This window comes from Agrobacterium sp. CGMCC 11546 (assembly GCF_013365515.1).
In the GTDB taxonomy this organism is placed as follows: Bacteria; Pseudomonadota; Alphaproteobacteria; order Rhizobiales; family Rhizobiaceae; genus Agrobacterium; species Agrobacterium fabrum.
Genome location: NZ_CP047387.1, coordinates 1745603 through 1758390 on the forward strand (window position 1 = coordinate 1745603; position 12788 = coordinate 1758390).

At 57.5% G+C, this 12788-nt stretch carries 21 protein-coding genes; all 21 read right to left on the reverse strand.

What is annotated here, in order from left to right:
• Positions 1 to 5 precede the first annotated feature (5 nt).
• A complete protein-coding gene (rpsE, locus tag GSF67_RS08805) occupies positions 6 to 575 on the reverse strand; it encodes a 30S ribosomal protein S5 (RefSeq protein ID WP_003495208.1) in 570 nt (189 codons plus the stop codon).
• 119 nt (positions 576 to 694) lie between these two features.
• A complete protein-coding gene (gene rplR, locus GSF67_RS08810) occupies positions 695 to 1057 on the reverse strand; it encodes a 50S ribosomal protein L18 (protein WP_006313980.1) in 363 nt (120 codons plus the stop codon).
• A 12-nt stretch (positions 1058 to 1069) separates the two neighbouring features.
• A complete protein-coding gene (gene rplF / locus GSF67_RS08815) occupies positions 1070 to 1603 on the reverse strand; it encodes a 50S ribosomal protein L6 (RefSeq protein ID WP_006313979.1) in 534 nt (177 codons plus the stop codon).
• A 43-nt stretch (positions 1604 to 1646) separates the two neighbouring features.
• Positions 1647 to 2045: a 30S ribosomal protein S8 gene (gene rpsH, locus GSF67_RS08820; protein WP_006313978.1), complete on the reverse strand. Its 399-nt coding sequence runs from the start codon at positions 2043 to 2045 to the stop codon at positions 1647 to 1649.
• A 12-nt stretch (positions 2046 to 2057) separates the two neighbouring features.
• Positions 2058 to 2363: a 30S ribosomal protein S14 gene (gene rpsN / locus GSF67_RS08825; protein WP_006313977.1), complete on the reverse strand. Its 306-nt coding sequence runs from the start codon at positions 2361 to 2363 to the stop codon at positions 2058 to 2060.
• 33 nt (positions 2364 to 2396) lie between these two features.
• Complete coding sequence (gene rplE / locus GSF67_RS08830) at positions 2397 to 2951, reverse strand: 50S ribosomal protein L5 (RefSeq protein WP_006313976.1); 555 nt, start codon at positions 2949 to 2951, stop codon at positions 2397 to 2399.
• Entirely contained in the window at positions 2944 to 3252 is a 309-nt protein-coding gene (gene rplX, locus GSF67_RS08835; RefSeq protein ID WP_006313975.1) for a 50S ribosomal protein L24, read from the reverse strand. Before rplX ends, rplE begins: the two co-directional genes overlap by 8 nt.
• A 12-nt stretch (positions 3253 to 3264) precedes the next feature.
• Positions 3265 to 3633, reverse strand: coding sequence for a 50S ribosomal protein L14 (gene rplN / locus GSF67_RS08840; RefSeq protein WP_003495199.1), 369 nt, complete (start codon positions 3631 to 3633; stop codon positions 3265 to 3267).
• A gap of 234 nt (positions 3634 to 3867) precedes the next feature.
• Complete coding sequence (gene rpsQ / locus GSF67_RS08845; RefSeq protein ID WP_006313974.1) at positions 3868 to 4104, reverse strand: 30S ribosomal protein S17; 237 nt, start codon at positions 4102 to 4104, stop codon at positions 3868 to 3870.
• Between the two features lie 11 nt (positions 4105 to 4115).
• Positions 4116 to 4316 (reverse strand): 50S ribosomal protein L29, encoded by a 201-nt coding sequence (rpmC, locus tag GSF67_RS08850; protein WP_003495193.1) that lies wholly within the window; start codon positions 4314 to 4316, stop codon positions 4116 to 4118.
• 12 nt (positions 4317 to 4328) lie between these two features.
• Positions 4329 to 4742, reverse strand: coding sequence for a 50S ribosomal protein L16 (gene rplP, locus GSF67_RS08855; protein ID WP_006313973.1), 414 nt, complete (start codon positions 4740 to 4742; stop codon positions 4329 to 4331).
• A 38-nt stretch (positions 4743 to 4780) separates the two neighbouring features.
• On the reverse strand, positions 4781 to 5512 hold the full coding sequence (gene rpsC / locus GSF67_RS08860) for a 30S ribosomal protein S3 (RefSeq protein WP_003495188.1): 732 nt from the start codon (positions 5510 to 5512) through the stop codon (positions 4781 to 4783).
• Positions 5512 to 5901 carry a 50S ribosomal protein L22 gene (gene rplV / locus GSF67_RS08865; protein WP_006313972.1) on the reverse strand — a complete coding sequence of 130 codons (390 nt, stop codon included), beginning with the start codon at positions 5899 to 5901 and terminating at the stop codon, positions 5512 to 5514. The genes rpsC and rplV overlap by 1 nt, the downstream gene beginning before the upstream one ends.
• Before the next feature lie 2 nt (positions 5902 to 5903).
• Positions 5904 to 6182, reverse strand: a complete 279-nt coding sequence (rpsS, locus tag GSF67_RS08870) for a 30S ribosomal protein S19 (protein WP_003507772.1) — start codon at positions 6180 to 6182, stop codon at positions 5904 to 5906.
• Between the two features lie 15 nt (positions 6183 to 6197).
• Positions 6198 to 7034 (reverse strand): 50S ribosomal protein L2, encoded by an 837-nt coding sequence (rplB, locus tag GSF67_RS08875; RefSeq protein WP_003507771.1) that lies wholly within the window; start codon positions 7032 to 7034, stop codon positions 6198 to 6200.
• A 43-nt stretch (positions 7035 to 7077) separates the two neighbouring features.
• Positions 7078 to 7371 (reverse strand): 50S ribosomal protein L23, encoded by a 294-nt coding sequence (locus GSF67_RS08880; protein WP_006313971.1) that lies wholly within the window; start codon positions 7369 to 7371, stop codon positions 7078 to 7080.
• Positions 7368 to 7988 (reverse strand): 50S ribosomal protein L4, encoded by a 621-nt coding sequence (gene rplD / locus GSF67_RS08885; protein ID WP_006313970.1) that lies wholly within the window; start codon positions 7986 to 7988, stop codon positions 7368 to 7370. Before rplD ends, GSF67_RS08880 begins: the two co-directional genes overlap by 4 nt.
• A 12-nt stretch (positions 7989 to 8000) precedes the next feature.
• Entirely contained in the window at positions 8001 to 8642 is a 642-nt protein-coding gene (gene rplC / locus GSF67_RS08890) for a 50S ribosomal protein L3 (RefSeq protein ID WP_003507769.1), read from the reverse strand.
• 168 nt (positions 8643 to 8810) lie between these two features.
• Positions 8811 to 9119, reverse strand: coding sequence for a 30S ribosomal protein S10 (rpsJ, locus tag GSF67_RS08895; protein ID WP_003495158.1), 309 nt, complete (start codon positions 9117 to 9119; stop codon positions 8811 to 8813).
• Between the two features lie 310 nt (positions 9120 to 9429).
• The gene (gene tuf, locus GSF67_RS08900; protein WP_010971964.1) at positions 9430 to 10605 is read right to left on the reverse strand and encodes an elongation factor Tu; all 1176 of its coding nucleotides are present in this window, start codon (positions 10603 to 10605) and stop codon (positions 9430 to 9432) included.
• A gap of 66 nt (positions 10606 to 10671) precedes the next feature.
• A complete protein-coding gene (gene fusA / locus GSF67_RS08905; RefSeq protein ID WP_006316468.1) occupies positions 10672 to 12771 on the reverse strand; it encodes an elongation factor G in 2100 nt (699 codons plus the stop codon).
• Positions 12772 to 12788: the final 17 nt, after the last annotated feature.

The following is a 12788-nucleotide window of genomic DNA, read 5'->3' on the forward strand; positions in this document are numbered from 1 at the left end:
GCTCCTTATTCTTCAGAAGCGTTGCCGGAAGCGGCACGGCGAGCCTGAAGGGTCGCATACTTCAGGCCACGCTGTGCAGCGATGTCCTTCGGATGAACCTGATGCTTCAGAGCGTCGAACGTGGCGCGAACCATGTTGTACGGGTTCGACGAACCGGTCGACTTCGCAACAACGTCATGAACGCCGAGCGTTTCGAAAACGGCGCGCATCGGACCACCGGCGATGATACCGGTACCGGCCTTGGCCGAACGCAGCAGAACCTTGCCTGCGCCGTGACGGCCATTGACGTCGTGATGCAGAGTGCGGCCATCGCGCAGCGGAACGAAGATCAGATCGCGCTTTGCGCTTTCCGTTGCCTTGCGGATAGCTTCCGGAACTTCACGAGCCTTGCCGTGACCGAAGCCAACGCGGCCCTTCTGGTCGCCAACGACGACGAGAGCGGCGAAGCCGAAGCGACGGCCACCCTTAACAACCTTTGCAACGCGGTTGATCGCGACCAGCTTGTCGACGAATTCGCTATCGCGCTCTTCACGGTTCTGGCGATCGTCGCGAGAACCTCTTTTTTCCTGTGCCATTGTCCTTGTCCTTTTTCTTTTACGGGTGGAACGGCAAACGAAAAGACCAGCGGCCTCGATGACGAGATCCGCATGGCCCGGTGAAATTCCGCCCGGATCATTGTCCGGGCGGAAAAAGATCAGAAGTTCAGACCGCCTTCGCGGGCAGCTTCAGCCACAGCCTTGATACGGCCATGATAGATGAACGCGCCACGGTCGAAAACGACATCCTTGACGCCAGCCTTGACGCCACGCTCGGCAACCAGCTTGCCGACAACAGCTGCTGCTGCAACGTCGGCGCCGGTCTTGAGCGAGCTGCGCAGATCGGCTTCGAGCGTGGAGGCAGACGCAAGCGTCTTGCCAGCAACGTCATCGATGATCTGGGCGTAGATGTTCTTCGACGAGCGATGAACCGACAGGCGCGGACGGCCGTTGGCAACCGCCTTGATCTGGCGGCGCACACGGCTCGCGCGACGTGCAAGTGCTTCTTTCCTGCTAGCCATTTCGCGTGATCCTTACTTCTTCTTGCCTTCTTTGCGGACAATACGCTCTTCAGCGTACTTCACGCCCTTACCCTTGTAGGGCTCGGGACCGCGGTATTCGCGGATTTCCGCGGCTACCTGGCCAACCTGCTGCTTGTTGATGCCGGAAACGATGATTTCCGTCGGCTTCGGCACGGCAATGGTGATGCCGACCGGAGGCTCATAAACAACGTCATGGCTGAAACCGAGAGCCAGCTGCAGGTTCTTGCCCTGCAGGGCGGCACGGTAACCAACGCCGTTGATTTCGAGCTTGCGCTCATAGCCGTCCTTAACACCCTTGAAGATGTTCTCGATCATCGTGCGGGACATGCCCCACTTCGAGCGAGCTTCCTTGGTGCCGTTAGCCGGCGTTACGGAAACGCCGTTATCTTCGAGCTTCAGCTGAATGTCGTCATTGGCGACGAAAAACAGTTCACCCTTCGGGCCCTTAGCAGTAACCTTCTGGCCGTCGACATTGGCCGTCACACCTGCTGGAACCGGAACGGGCTTTTTACCGATACGAGACATTATTCAATCCTGTCTGTTCGTTATGGAGATCCTTGCTCGGGTCTTAGAAGACCGAGCAAAGAACCTCGCCACCAACGTTCTGTTCGCGAGCCTGGTGATCGGCCATCACACCCTTCGGAGTCGAAAGGATGGTGATGCCGAGGCCGTTCGCGACCTGCGGAATGGACTTTACCGAGACATAAACCCGGCGGCCCGGCTTGGACACGCGGCCGATCTCACGGATCACCGACGCGCCTTCGTAGTACTTCAGCTCGATCGTGAATTCGGCCTTGCCGTTTTCGAAATCGACCTTGGAATAACCGCGGATGTAGCCTTCAGACTGCAGCACGTCGAGAACGCGTGCGCGCAGGCTGGAAGCAGGCGTGCTTACCGACGACTTGCGGCGAGCAGCACCATTGCGGATGCGGGTGAGCATATCACCCAAAGGATCAGTCATGGTCATGTGCCCGTCTCCTTACCAGCTCGACTTGACAATGCCCGGCACCTTGCCGGAATTGCCCAGCTCACGAAGCGCGATACGCGACATCCTGAGCTTGCGATAGAACGCGCGCGGACGGCCCGTTACTTCGCAGCGGTTGCGGATACGCGTCTTCGAGCCGTCACGCGGCAGCGAAGCGAGCTTCAGAGTGGCCTTGAACCGGTCTTCGATCGGAAGGGACTGGTTCATCACGATCGCCTTGAGTGCAGCACGCTTGGTAGCCTGCTGGGCGACCGACTTGCGGCGGCGCTTGTTCTTTTCAACTGCGCTTGTTTTCGCCATATCGGAGTTCCTTTTCTACGCTCGTCGTTACGGTTAGTGACGGAACGGGAAGTTGAACTCTGTAAGCAGAGCCCGAGCTTCGTCGTCCGACGTCGCCGTCGTGCAAACGATGATGTCCATGCCCCACATCTGATCAACCTTATCGTAGTTGATCTCAGGGAACACAATGTGTTCCTTGATGCCCATGGCGAAGTTGCCACGGCCGTCAAAGCTCTTGGGGTTCAGACCCCGGAAGTCGCGAACGCGCGGCAGCGCGATGTTGATCAGACGATCAAGGAATTCGTACATGCGCTCGCCACGAAGGGTAACCTTCGCGCCGATTGGCATGTGTTCACGAACCTTGAAGCCGGCGATCGAATTGCGAGCCTTGGTGATGACAGGCTTCTGGCCGGCAATTGCCGCCAGATCGCCAGCAGCAATCGTTGGCTTCTTCGAATCCGCGGTTGCTTCGCCAACGCCCATATTGATGACGATCTTGTCCAGCTTCGGGATCATCATGACGTTCGCGTAGGAGAACTTCTCCTGCATGGCGCCGCGGATACGCGACACGTATTCCGTCTTGAGACGCGGCTCGTACTTATCAGCCATCGATCACTTCTCCCGAACGCTTGGCCACGCGGACCTTCTTGCCATCCACAACAGAGAAGCCAACGCGGGTCGGCTTGCCATCCTTGTCGACGATGGCGATGTTGGAGATGTGCAAGGATGCTTCCTTGTTGATGATGCCGGCTTCCTGGGCCTGGGTCTGGCGCTGGTGACGCTTCACCATGTTTACGCCACGCACAACGGCACGGTCTTCTTTCGGCATCACCTGGATTACTTCGCCGGTACGGCCCTTGTCCTTACCGGTCAATACGACAACATTGTCGCCTTTACGAATTTTCTGCATCGCATACGCTCCTTACAGTACTTCCGGAGCCAGCGAGATGATCTTCATGTGGTTCTTGGCGCGAAGTTCGCGCGGAACCGGTCCGAAGATACGGGTGCCGATGGGCTCTTTCTTGTTGTCGATAAGAACGGCTGCGTTGTTATCGAAACGGATGACGCTGCCGTCAGCGCGGCGGATGTCCTTGGCGGTGCGCACGACAACCGCCTTCATCACATCGCCCTTCTTGACGCGGCCGCGCGGAATAGCTTCCTTGATGGAAACGACAATAATGTCGCCAACAGAAGCATATTTGCGCTTCGAGCCGCCCAGCACCTTGATGCACATGACACGACGTGCGCCGGAATTATCCGCCACGTCGAGGTTTGTTTGCATCTGAATCATGTCAGGTCGCCTTCTTGTTGTTACTGGAACGGTTGGGCAAACTCTCTCGAGAGAGCCCCCTGCCCCAGCTTATGAATATATCTTTTTTTGCGCGGAAATGTCGTGACAGGGTGGTTTCCTAAAAGGACCTTCCGTGCGCATAAAGCAAAAGACGCTCGGGTCACGAGCGTCCTTGCGCTGCTTCATACAGGATTCCGCGCCAAGTACAAGAGACCTGGCGCGATTCTGATGAAATTAAGCCTGGGCGGCAACGACCGTCCAGCGCTTGTCCTTGGAAATCGGTGCGCATTCCTCGATGGAAACGACGTCGCCGACCTTATACTGATTGTTCTCGTCGTGTGCCTTGTACTTCTTCGAACGACGAACGGTCTTTTGCATGAGCGGGTGAGCGAATCGACGCTCAACCCGGACCACGACAGTCTTCTCGTTCTTGTCGGACACTACGACGCCCTGCAGAATGCGTTTCGGCATATTATTTTTCCTTAGGCCTTGGCTTCTGCCGCCTTCTGGCGGGCAATGGTTTTAACGCGGGCGATGTCCTTGCGGACTTCGTTGATGCGCGAGGACTTCTCCAGCTGGCCAGTCGCCTTCTGGAAGCGCAGGTTGAACTGCTCCTTCTTCAGATCGGCGAGCTTGTCCTTGAGCTGGTCGGCGCTGAGGCCGCGAACTTCATCGGCTTTCATGTGCCTTGCTCCTTACTCTGCGATGCGCTGTACGAAGCGCGTCTTGACCGAGAGCTTGGCAGCGCCGAGACGAAGCGCCTCACGGGCGATCTCCTCGGTAACACCGTCGATCTCGAACATCATACGACCGGGCTTGACCTTGCATGCCCAGTATTCGACCGAACCCTTGCCCTTACCCATACGAACTTCGGTCGGCTTTGCCGTAACCGGAACGTCAGGGAATACGCGGATCCACACACGACCTGCGCGCTTCATGTAACGCGTGATCGCGCGGCGGGCCGCTTCGATCTCGCGTGCATTCACGCGGTTCGGTTCCTGCGACTTCAAGCCGAATTCACCGAATGCCAGGTCAAAGCCGCCCTTGGCGACGCCCTTGATGCGTCCCTTGAACTGCTTACGGTACTTAGTACGCTTTGGCTGCAACATTTTCTTACTTCTCCGAGCTTATCTTTCGCCAGCGTCAATCAAGCGTTTTCGCGACGACGATCGGGACGATCGCCACGCTCACGGCTTGCAGGGCCCTGTGCGTCGCCTTCGAGACCGCGACGCTCAGAAGCCATCGGATCGTGCTCAAGGATTTCACCCTTGAAGATCCAGACCTTGATGCCGCAGATGCCGAATGCGGTTTCAGCTTCGGCCGTGCCGTAGTCGATGTCCGCACGCAGCGTGTGCAGCGGAACGCGACCTTCGCGATACCATTCGGTACGAGCGATTTCAGCACCACCAAGACGACCGCCGCAGGTGATCTTGATGCCTTCGGCGCCAAGACGCATTGCGGACTGAACAGCGCGCTTCATCGCACGGCGGAAAGCCACGCGGCGCTCGAGCTGCTGGGCGATCGACTGAGCTACCAGAGTAGCGTCGATTTCCGGCTTGCGCACTTCAACGATGTTGAGGTGCGTTTCGGAGTTGGTCATCTCGGAAAGCTTCTTGCGAAGCTTCTCGATGTCTGCACCCTTCTTGCCGATGATCAGACCCGGACGAGCCGAGTGGATCGTGACGCGGCACTTCTTGTGCGGACGCTCAATGACGACCTTGGCGATGCCAGCCTGCTTGAGTTCCTTGATCAGGTAAGCCCGGATCTTCAGGTCTTCATGCAGAAGCTTGCCGTATTCAGCGGTGTCAGCGTACCAGCGGCTATCCCAGGTACGGTTGATGCCGAGGCGGAAGCCGATTGGATTGATTTTCTGACCCATTATGCGGCCTCCCCTTTTTCCTCAACTTCACGAACAACGATCGTGAGGTGAGCGAACGGCTTTTCAATGCGGGAAGCACGACCACGGCCACGAGCGTGGAAACGCTTCATGGTGATGGACTTGCCAACATAGGCCTCGGCGACGACGAGAGCGTCGACGTCGAGGTCATGGTTGTTTTCCGCATTGGCAATTGCAGATTCGAGCGTCTTCTTGACGGTGCCTGCAATGCGCTTGCGGGAGAATTCGAGCTCGGCGAGAGCGCGATCAACCTTCTTGCCACGGATAAGAGCGGCAACCAGGTTCAGTTTCTGGGGGCTGACGCGGAGCGTACGGGCAATGGCCTGAGCCTCATTGTCCTTCAGCCGGCGTTCGGTCTTAGCCTTCGCCATGATTACTTCCTCTTTGCCTTCTTGTCCGCGCCGTGACCGTAATAGGTACGGGTCGGAGAGAATTCACCGAACTTGTGTCCGACCATGTCTTCGTTGACCGAGACGGGCACATGCTTGCTGCCGTTGTAGACGCCAAACGTCAGACCAACGAACTGCGGCAGGATCGTGGAGCGACGGCTCCAGATCTTGATTACTTCGTTACGTCCGCTCTCGCGCACCTTCTCAGCCTTGGTGAGAAGATAGCCGTCAACAAACGGACCTTTCCATACTGAACGAGCCATTAGTGACTACCTCTCTTACTTCTTACGCTGATGGCGCGAGCGCATGATGAACTTGTCGGTCGACTTGTTCGAACGGGTGCGCTTGCCCTTCGTGGGCTTGCCCCACGGAGTAACCGGGTGGCGACCACCCGACGTGCGACCTTCACCACCACCGTGCGGGTGGTCGACCGGGTTCATGACGACGCCGCGAACGTGCGGACGCTTGCCGCGCCAACGGGAACGACCGGCCTTGCCGTCGTTGATGTTGCCGTGGTCCGAGTTAGAAACAGCGCCGATCGATGCAAGGCAGGAGCCGTGCACCAGACGCTGTTCGCCCGAGTTGAGACGCAGGATGGCCATACCGGCATCGCGGCCGACGAGCTGGACATACGTACCGGCGGAGCGGGCAATCTGACCGCCTTTACCAGGCTTCATCTCGACGTTGTGGATGATCGAACCGACCGGAATGTACTGAAGCGGCATGGTGTTGCCGGGCTTCACGTCCACTGCCTTGTCGGAGGCGATCACCTTGTCACCAGCAGCGAGACGCTGTGGCGCGAGAATGTAAGCCTGTTCGCCGTCGGTATACGTAACCAGCGCGATGAACGCGGTGCGGTTGGGGTCATATTCCAGACGTTCAACGGTACCTTCAACGTCAAACTTGCGACGCTTGAAGTCTACCAGACGATAGGTCCGCTTGTGACCGCCACCCTGGAAACGGACGGTGATCCGGCCCTGGTTGTTGCGGCCACCCTTGGAGCTGAGGCCCTGGGTGAGAGCCTTTACCGGCTTGCCCTTGTAGAGCGAAGCGCGGTCCACGATAACCAGCTGACGCTGGCTCGGCGTGGTCGGATTGAAACTTTTCAATGCCATATTCTTGTTCCCTTTTGGGTCTTTGCCCGCTTGGGCCTAACCTTTAGAGTCCGGTGGACACGTCGATGGATTGACCTTCGGCGAGCGTAACGACGGCTTTCTTGACGTCCTTAAGCTTACCGGCGAACCCACGGAAACGACGGGTCTTACCCTTGCGGATAAGCGTGTTCACAGCCGTGACTTTGACACCGAAGAGAGCTTCCACGGCAGCCTTGATTTCAGGCTTGGAAGCAGTCTTGGCGACGTTGAATACGACCTGGTTCTGTTCGGATACCAGCGTCGACTTTTCCGTGATCGAAGGAGATACGATCACATCGTAGTGGCGAAGATCCGTCATTTGAACCGCTCCTCCAGAGCCTCTACAGCAGCCTTGGAAAGCACAAGCTTGCCACGACGCAGGATGTCGTAAACATTGATGCCCTGTACCGGCAGAACGTCCACATTCGGGATGTTCTGGGCTGCGAGCTTGAAGTTGCCATCAAGTTCAGCGCCACCGATAACGAGAGCGTTGGTCAGGCCAAGCGAAGCGAAGCTGCCCAGCAGAGCCTTGGTCTTTGCTTCGGATGCAACGAGCTGATCGATGATGATCAGTTCTTCAGCCTTCAGCTTTGCAGACAAAGCGTGACGCAGAGCGAGCGCACGAACCTTCTTGGGAAGGTCATGGGCGTGGCTGCGAACGACCGGGCCGTGGGCCTTGCCGCCGCCGCGGAACTGCGGTGCGCGAGCCGAATGGTGACGAGCGCGGCCCGTACCCTTCTGCTTGTACATCTTCGCACCGGTGCGGGAAACTTCCGACCGGTTCTTGGTTTTGTGGGTTCCCTGCTGCTTCTTTGCAAGCTGCCAGCGAACCATGCGGGCCAGGATGTCCTGGCGGGGGTCGAGGCCGAAGATCTCATCCGACAGAGAAACCTTGCCGGCGTCTTTTCCCTCGAGGGTTTTGACGTTCAATTCCATGATAAGGCTCCCTTACTTCGCAGCCGACTTGACGGCGTCGCGGACGATGATCCAGGAACCCTTCGAACCGGGAACTGCACCCTTTACCAGGATGAGGCCACGGTCTTCATCAGTCGAAACGACTTCGAGGTTCTGGGTCGTAACGCGCGTCTGGCCCATATGACCAGCCATGCGCTTGCCCTTCCAGACGCGGCCCGGATCCTGGTTGTTACCGGTCGAACCGTGTGCACGGTGCGATACGGAGTTACCGTGCGAAGCGCGGCCACCACCGAAGTTGTGACGCTTCATAGCACCGGCAAAACCTTTACCGATTGTGGTTCCAGTGACGTCGACCAGCTGGCCGGACTGAAAATGATTTGCGGTCAGTGTTGCACCGATGTCGATCAGGTTCTCGGGGGAAACCCGGAACTCGACGAGCTTGGCTTTCGGTTCGACATTGGCAGCGGCAAAATGGCCGCGAAGCGCCTTCGTCGTGTTCTTGACCTTGGACTGGCCGGCACCGAGCTGAACTGCGGTGTAGCCATTCTTGTCTTCCGTGCGCTGGGCAACGACTTGTACGTTATCCAGTCGCAATACTGTTACAGGGATATGTTCACCTGCGTCGTTATAGACGCGTGTCATACCCACTTTCTGTGCAATCACACCTGAACGCATTGGTTCATCCTCTTGCGAGCCTTGAAGGGAAAACCCTCTCTGGCCTTTGTTAAGGAGTGCCCTTCGACATCTCACGATGTTTCCGGTCTCCGGTTTGGAAGACGTTGGATTGCTCCACGTACCTTCCTTGTTATTTCAGCCCTCACCTTGGATGGATCGGGCCGGGTCTTAGAGCTTGATTTCCACGTCAACGCCAGCAGCGAGGTCGAGCTTCATAAGAGCATCGACAGTCTGCGGGGTGGGGTCAACGATATCGAGAAGACGCTTGTGCGTCCGCATTTCGAACTGTTCACGGCTTTTCTTGTCAACGTGAGGAGAGCGGTTGACGGTAAACTTTTCGATGCGAGTGGGGAGAGGAACCGGGCCGCGAACGCTGGCGCCGGTGCGCTTTGCGGTCGACACGATCTCACGGGTAGAGGCATCGAGGATCCGGTGATCGAACGCCTTGAGGCGGATACGGATATTCTGGCCGGTCATTCGTCTTGTCCTTGTTCTTTGTTATTCGTTTCCGCACGCGGAAACACATGAACTTCTATTGATCGTGGCGCCGCAGATTTTCAAAAATCGAGAGGAATGCCCCTGCACCCCAATCATTTCAGTAGTCTGTATTGCTAAAACACCGCGCTCCGCAATTGCTTGCGAATCCAGCGGGTGAGTGTGAGTGCGCGTTTACGCGCTTTCACCGAATTTTTCAAGCACTAAAAATGCAACGCCGCCAGGCTTTTTATTAAAAGTCCGGCGACGGTGTTCTTGACACCGCCGCCGGGCTGAATTTTGAAAGTCGAAATTACTCGACGATCGAAGCAACGATGCCGGCGCCGACGGTACGGCCGCCTTCGCGGATAGCGAAGCGCAGCTTTTCTTCCATCGCGATCGGAACGATCAGCTCGACTTCAACAGTCACGTTGTCGCCAGGCATAACCATTTCCGTGCCTTCAGGAAGCGAAACGATACCGGTAACGTCAGTCGTACGGAAGTAGAACTGCGGGCGGTAGTTCGTGAAGAACGGCGTATGACGGCCGCCTTCTTCCTTCGTCAGGATGTAGGCTTCTGCCATGAACTTCTTGTGCGGCTTGACCGAACCCGGCTTGCACAGGATCTGACCACGCTCGACGCCGTCACGGGTAACGCCGCGAACGAGTGCACCGATGTTGTCCCCGGCCTGGCCCTGGTCGAGCAGCTTGCGGAACATTTCAACGCCGGTAACAGTCGTCTTCGAGGTCGGACGAATGCCGACGATTTCGACTTCTTCACCAACCTTGACGATACCGCGCTCAACGCGACCCGTCACAACCGTACCACGACCCGAGATCGAGAACACGTCTTCGATCGGCATCAGGAACGGCTGGTCGATCGGACGCTCAGGCGTCGGGATGTAGGCGTCAACAGCAGCCATCAGCTCGCGGATCGCGTCTTCACCGATCTTCTTGTCAGAATCTTCAAGAGCAGCAAGTGCCGAACCCTTGATGATCGGGATATCGTCGCCCGGGAAGTCGTAGGACGACAGAAGTTCGCGAACTTCAAGCTCGACGAGCTCGAGAAGCTCGGCGTCGTCAACCTGGTCGACCTTGTTGAGGAACACGACGATGGCCGGAACGCCAACCTGACGGGCAAGCAGGATGTGCTCGCGGGTCTGCGGCATCGGGCCGTCGGCAGCCGAGCAAACCAGGATCGCGCCGTCCATCTGGGCAGCACCGGTGATCATGTTCTTCACGTAGTCGGCGTGGCCGGGGCAGTCAACGTGGGCGTAGTGACGCGCAGGCGTCTCATACTCAACGTGCGCCGTCGAAATCGTGATACCACGAGCCTTTTCTTCAGGAGCGGCGTCGATTTGGTCATACGCCTTGAACTCGCCGAAATACTTCGTGATCGCAGCAGTCAACGACGTCTTGCCGTGGTCGACGTGACCGATCGTGCCAATGTTGACGTGCGGCTTATTGCGCTCAAACTTGCTCTTTGCCATTAGTGGCTCTCCATTCTTGTCCCTTGACGGGAATAATCTTCAAATCTCTGGTGGGGCGTACCCCGATCACTTCTGACCGGAGTACTTTGCCTGGATTTCCTGCGCCACGTTCGACGGAACCGGCGAATAGTGATCGAACGTCATCGAGTACTGTGCGCGGCCCTGCGACATGGAGCGCAGGTTGTCGACGTACTTGAACATGTTCGCGAGCGGAACGTGTGCGCTGATCACGATGGTGATGCCACGCGATTCCTGACCCTGGATCTGACCGCGACGCGAGTTCAGATCGCCGATCACGTCACCGACGTAATCTTCAGGGGTGACGACTTCGACCTTCATCATCGGCTCAAGAAGCTGTGCACCAGCCTTCTTTGCTGCTTCACGGAAGCAGGCACGCGATGCGATTTCGAAGGCGAGAACCGAGGAGTCGACGTCGTGGTATGCGCCATCGATCAGGGTTGCCTTGACGCCCAGCATCGGGAAGCCAGCGAGCGGACCGGAAGACAGGACGCTTTCGATACCCTTCTGAACGCCCGGGATGTATTCCTTCGGAACAGCACCACCGACGATCTTGGATTCGAACTTGAAGTCTTCGCCTTCAGGGTTCGGTTCGAAGATGATCTTCACGCGAGCGAACTGACCGGTACCACCGGACTGCTTCTTGTGCGTGTAGTCTTCTTCGTGCTGACGCGTGATGGTTTCGCGGTAGGCAACCTGCGGAGCACCGACGGTTGCTTCAACCTTGAACTCGCGACGCATACGGTCAACGAGGATGTCGAGGTGAAGTTCGCCCATGCCTGCGATGATCGTCTGACCGGACTCTTCGTCGGTCTTGACGCGGAACGAAGGATCCTCAGCAGCCAGACGGTTGAGCGCGAGGCCCATCTTTTCCTGGTCGCCCTTGGTCTTCGGCTCGATCGCGATCTGAATGACCGGCTCGGGGAATTCCATGCGCTCGAGGATAACCGGCTTCAGCGGATCGCAGAGCGTATCGCCAGTGGTGGTTTCCTTGAGGCCAGCCAGAGCAACGATGTCGCCGGCAAAGGCTTCTTCGATGTCTTCACGGCTGTTGGAATGCATCTGCAGCATACGGCCGACGCGCTCACGCTTGTCCTTGACCGTGTTGATAACAGACGTACCCTTTTCGAGCTTGCCCGAGTAGATACGAGCAAAGGTCAGCGAACCGACGAAGGGGTCGTTCATGATCTTGAACGCGAGCATGGAAAGCGGCTCGCTGTCGTCGGCATGACGCTCGATTTCGGCTTCGGTCTTGAAGTCGATGCCCTTGATCGCCGGGATGTCCAGCGGAGAAGGCAGGTAGTCGACAACAGCGTCGAGAAGCGGCTGAACGCCCTTGTTCTTGAACGCGGTACCGCAGAACATCGGGTGGAACTTCACGTCGATGGTGCCGCGGCGAACGAGCGCACGAATCTTGTCGTTGTCAGGCATGATGCCGTTCAGGTAGTCTTCCATCGCTTCTTCGTCGATCTCGACAACGGTCTCGATCAGCTTTTCGCGATATTCGTCAGCCTTGGCCTTCAGGTCATCGGGGATTTCGACGACGTCCCACTGAGCGCCGAGCGATTCGTCGCGCCAGATGAGTGCGTTCATCTCGATCAGGTCGATAACGCCCTTGAACTCTGTCTCAGCGCCGATCGGCAGCTGCATGACAACGGCCGTTGCGCCGAGACGGGTCTTGATCATTTCTACCGAGCGGTAGAAGTCAGCACCGGTCTTGTCCATCTTGTTGCAGAAGATCATACGCGGAACGTTGTACTTCTCAGCCTGACGCCAGACGGTTTCCGTCTGCGGCTCTACACCGGCGTTGGCATCGAGAAGAGCAATGGCACCGTCGAGAACGCGCAGCGAACGCTCGACTTCAATCGTGAAGTCGACGTGGCCGGGGGTGTCGATGATGTTGAAGCGGCGCATCTTGCCGTCGCGACCCTTCCAGAAGGTCGTGGTGGCTGCGGAGGTGATGGTGATACCACGCTCCTGCTCCTGCTCCATCCAGTCCATCGTGGCAGCGCCATCATGGACTTCGCCGATCTTGTGCGACTTACCGGTGTAATAAAGAATACGCTCGGTGGTCGTGGTCTTGCCGGCGTCGATATGCGCCATGATACCGAAATTGCGGTAGTCTTCGATTTTATATTCGCGAGCCATAATGGACTGCCTTTCGA

Excerpts from the sequence above, each read along its gene's own strand:
- rpsS (WP_003507772.1), bottom strand. The coding sequence starts at position 6,182 with ATGGCTCGTTCAGTATGGAAAGGTCCGTTTGTTGACGGCTATCTTCTC.
- rplN (WP_003495199.1), bottom strand. The coding sequence starts at position 3,633 with ATGATTCAGATGCAAACAAACCTCGACGTGGCGGATAATTCCGGCGCA.
- tuf (WP_010971964.1), bottom strand. The coding sequence starts at position 10,605 with ATGGCAAAGAGCAAGTTTGAGCGCAATAAGCCGCACGTCAACATTGGC.
- rplV (WP_006313972.1), bottom strand. The coding sequence starts at position 5,901 with ATGGCGAAGGCTAAGACCGAACGCCGGCTGAAGGACAATGAGGCTCAG.
- rplF (WP_006313979.1), bottom strand. The coding sequence starts at position 1,603 with ATGTCTCGTATCGGTAAAAAGCCCGTTCCGGTTCCAGCAGGTGTGACG.
- rplR (WP_006313980.1), bottom strand. The coding sequence starts at position 1,057 with ATGGCTAGCAGGAAAGAAGCACTTGCACGTCGCGCGAGCCGTGTGCGC.
- fusA (WP_006316468.1), bottom strand. The coding sequence starts at position 12,771 with ATGGCTCGCGAATATAAAATCGAAGACTACCGCAATTTCGGTATCATG.
- rplP (WP_006313973.1), bottom strand. The coding sequence starts at position 4,742 with ATGTTGCAGCCAAAGCGTACTAAGTACCGTAAGCAGTTCAAGGGACGC.
- rpsQ (WP_006313974.1), bottom strand. The coding sequence starts at position 4,104 with ATGCCGAAACGCATTCTGCAGGGCGTCGTAGTGTCCGACAAGAACGAG.
- rplX (WP_006313975.1), bottom strand. The coding sequence starts at position 3,252 with ATGCAGAAAATTCGTAAAGGCGACAATGTTGTCGTATTGACCGGTAAG.
- rpsH (WP_006313978.1), bottom strand. The coding sequence starts at position 2,045 with ATGACCATGACTGATCCTTTGGGTGATATGCTCACCCGCATCCGCAAT.
- rplE (WP_006313976.1), bottom strand. The coding sequence starts at position 2,951 with ATGGCTGATAAGTACGAGCCGCGTCTCAAGACGGAATACGTGTCGCGT.
- rpsN (WP_006313977.1), bottom strand. The coding sequence starts at position 2,363 with ATGGCGAAAACAAGCGCAGTTGAAAAGAACAAGCGCCGCCGCAAGTCG.
- rpsE (WP_003495208.1), bottom strand. The coding sequence starts at position 575 with ATGGCACAGGAAAAAAGAGGTTCTCGCGACGATCGCCAGAACCGTGAA.
- rplC (WP_003507769.1), bottom strand. The coding sequence starts at position 8,642 with ATGCGTTCAGGTGTGATTGCACAGAAAGTGGGTATGACACGCGTCTAT.
- GSF67_RS08880 (WP_006313971.1), bottom strand. The coding sequence starts at position 7,371 with ATGACGGATCTTCGCCACTACGATGTGATCGTATCTCCTTCGATCACG.
- rplD (WP_006313970.1), bottom strand. The coding sequence starts at position 7,988 with ATGGAATTGAACGTCAAAACCCTCGAGGGAAAAGACGCCGGCAAGGTT.
- rpsC (WP_003495188.1), bottom strand. The coding sequence starts at position 5,512 with ATGGGTCAGAAAATCAATCCAATCGGCTTCCGCCTCGGCATCAACCGT.
- rpmC (WP_003495193.1), bottom strand. The coding sequence starts at position 4,316 with ATGAAAGCCGATGAAGTTCGCGGCCTCAGCGCCGACCAGCTCAAGGAC.
- rpsJ (WP_003495158.1), bottom strand. The coding sequence starts at position 9,119 with ATGACCGGCCAGAATATCCGTATCCGCCTCAAGGCGTTCGATCACCGG.
- rplB (WP_003507771.1), bottom strand. The coding sequence starts at position 7,034 with ATGGCATTGAAAAGTTTCAATCCGACCACGCCGAGCCAGCGTCAGCTG.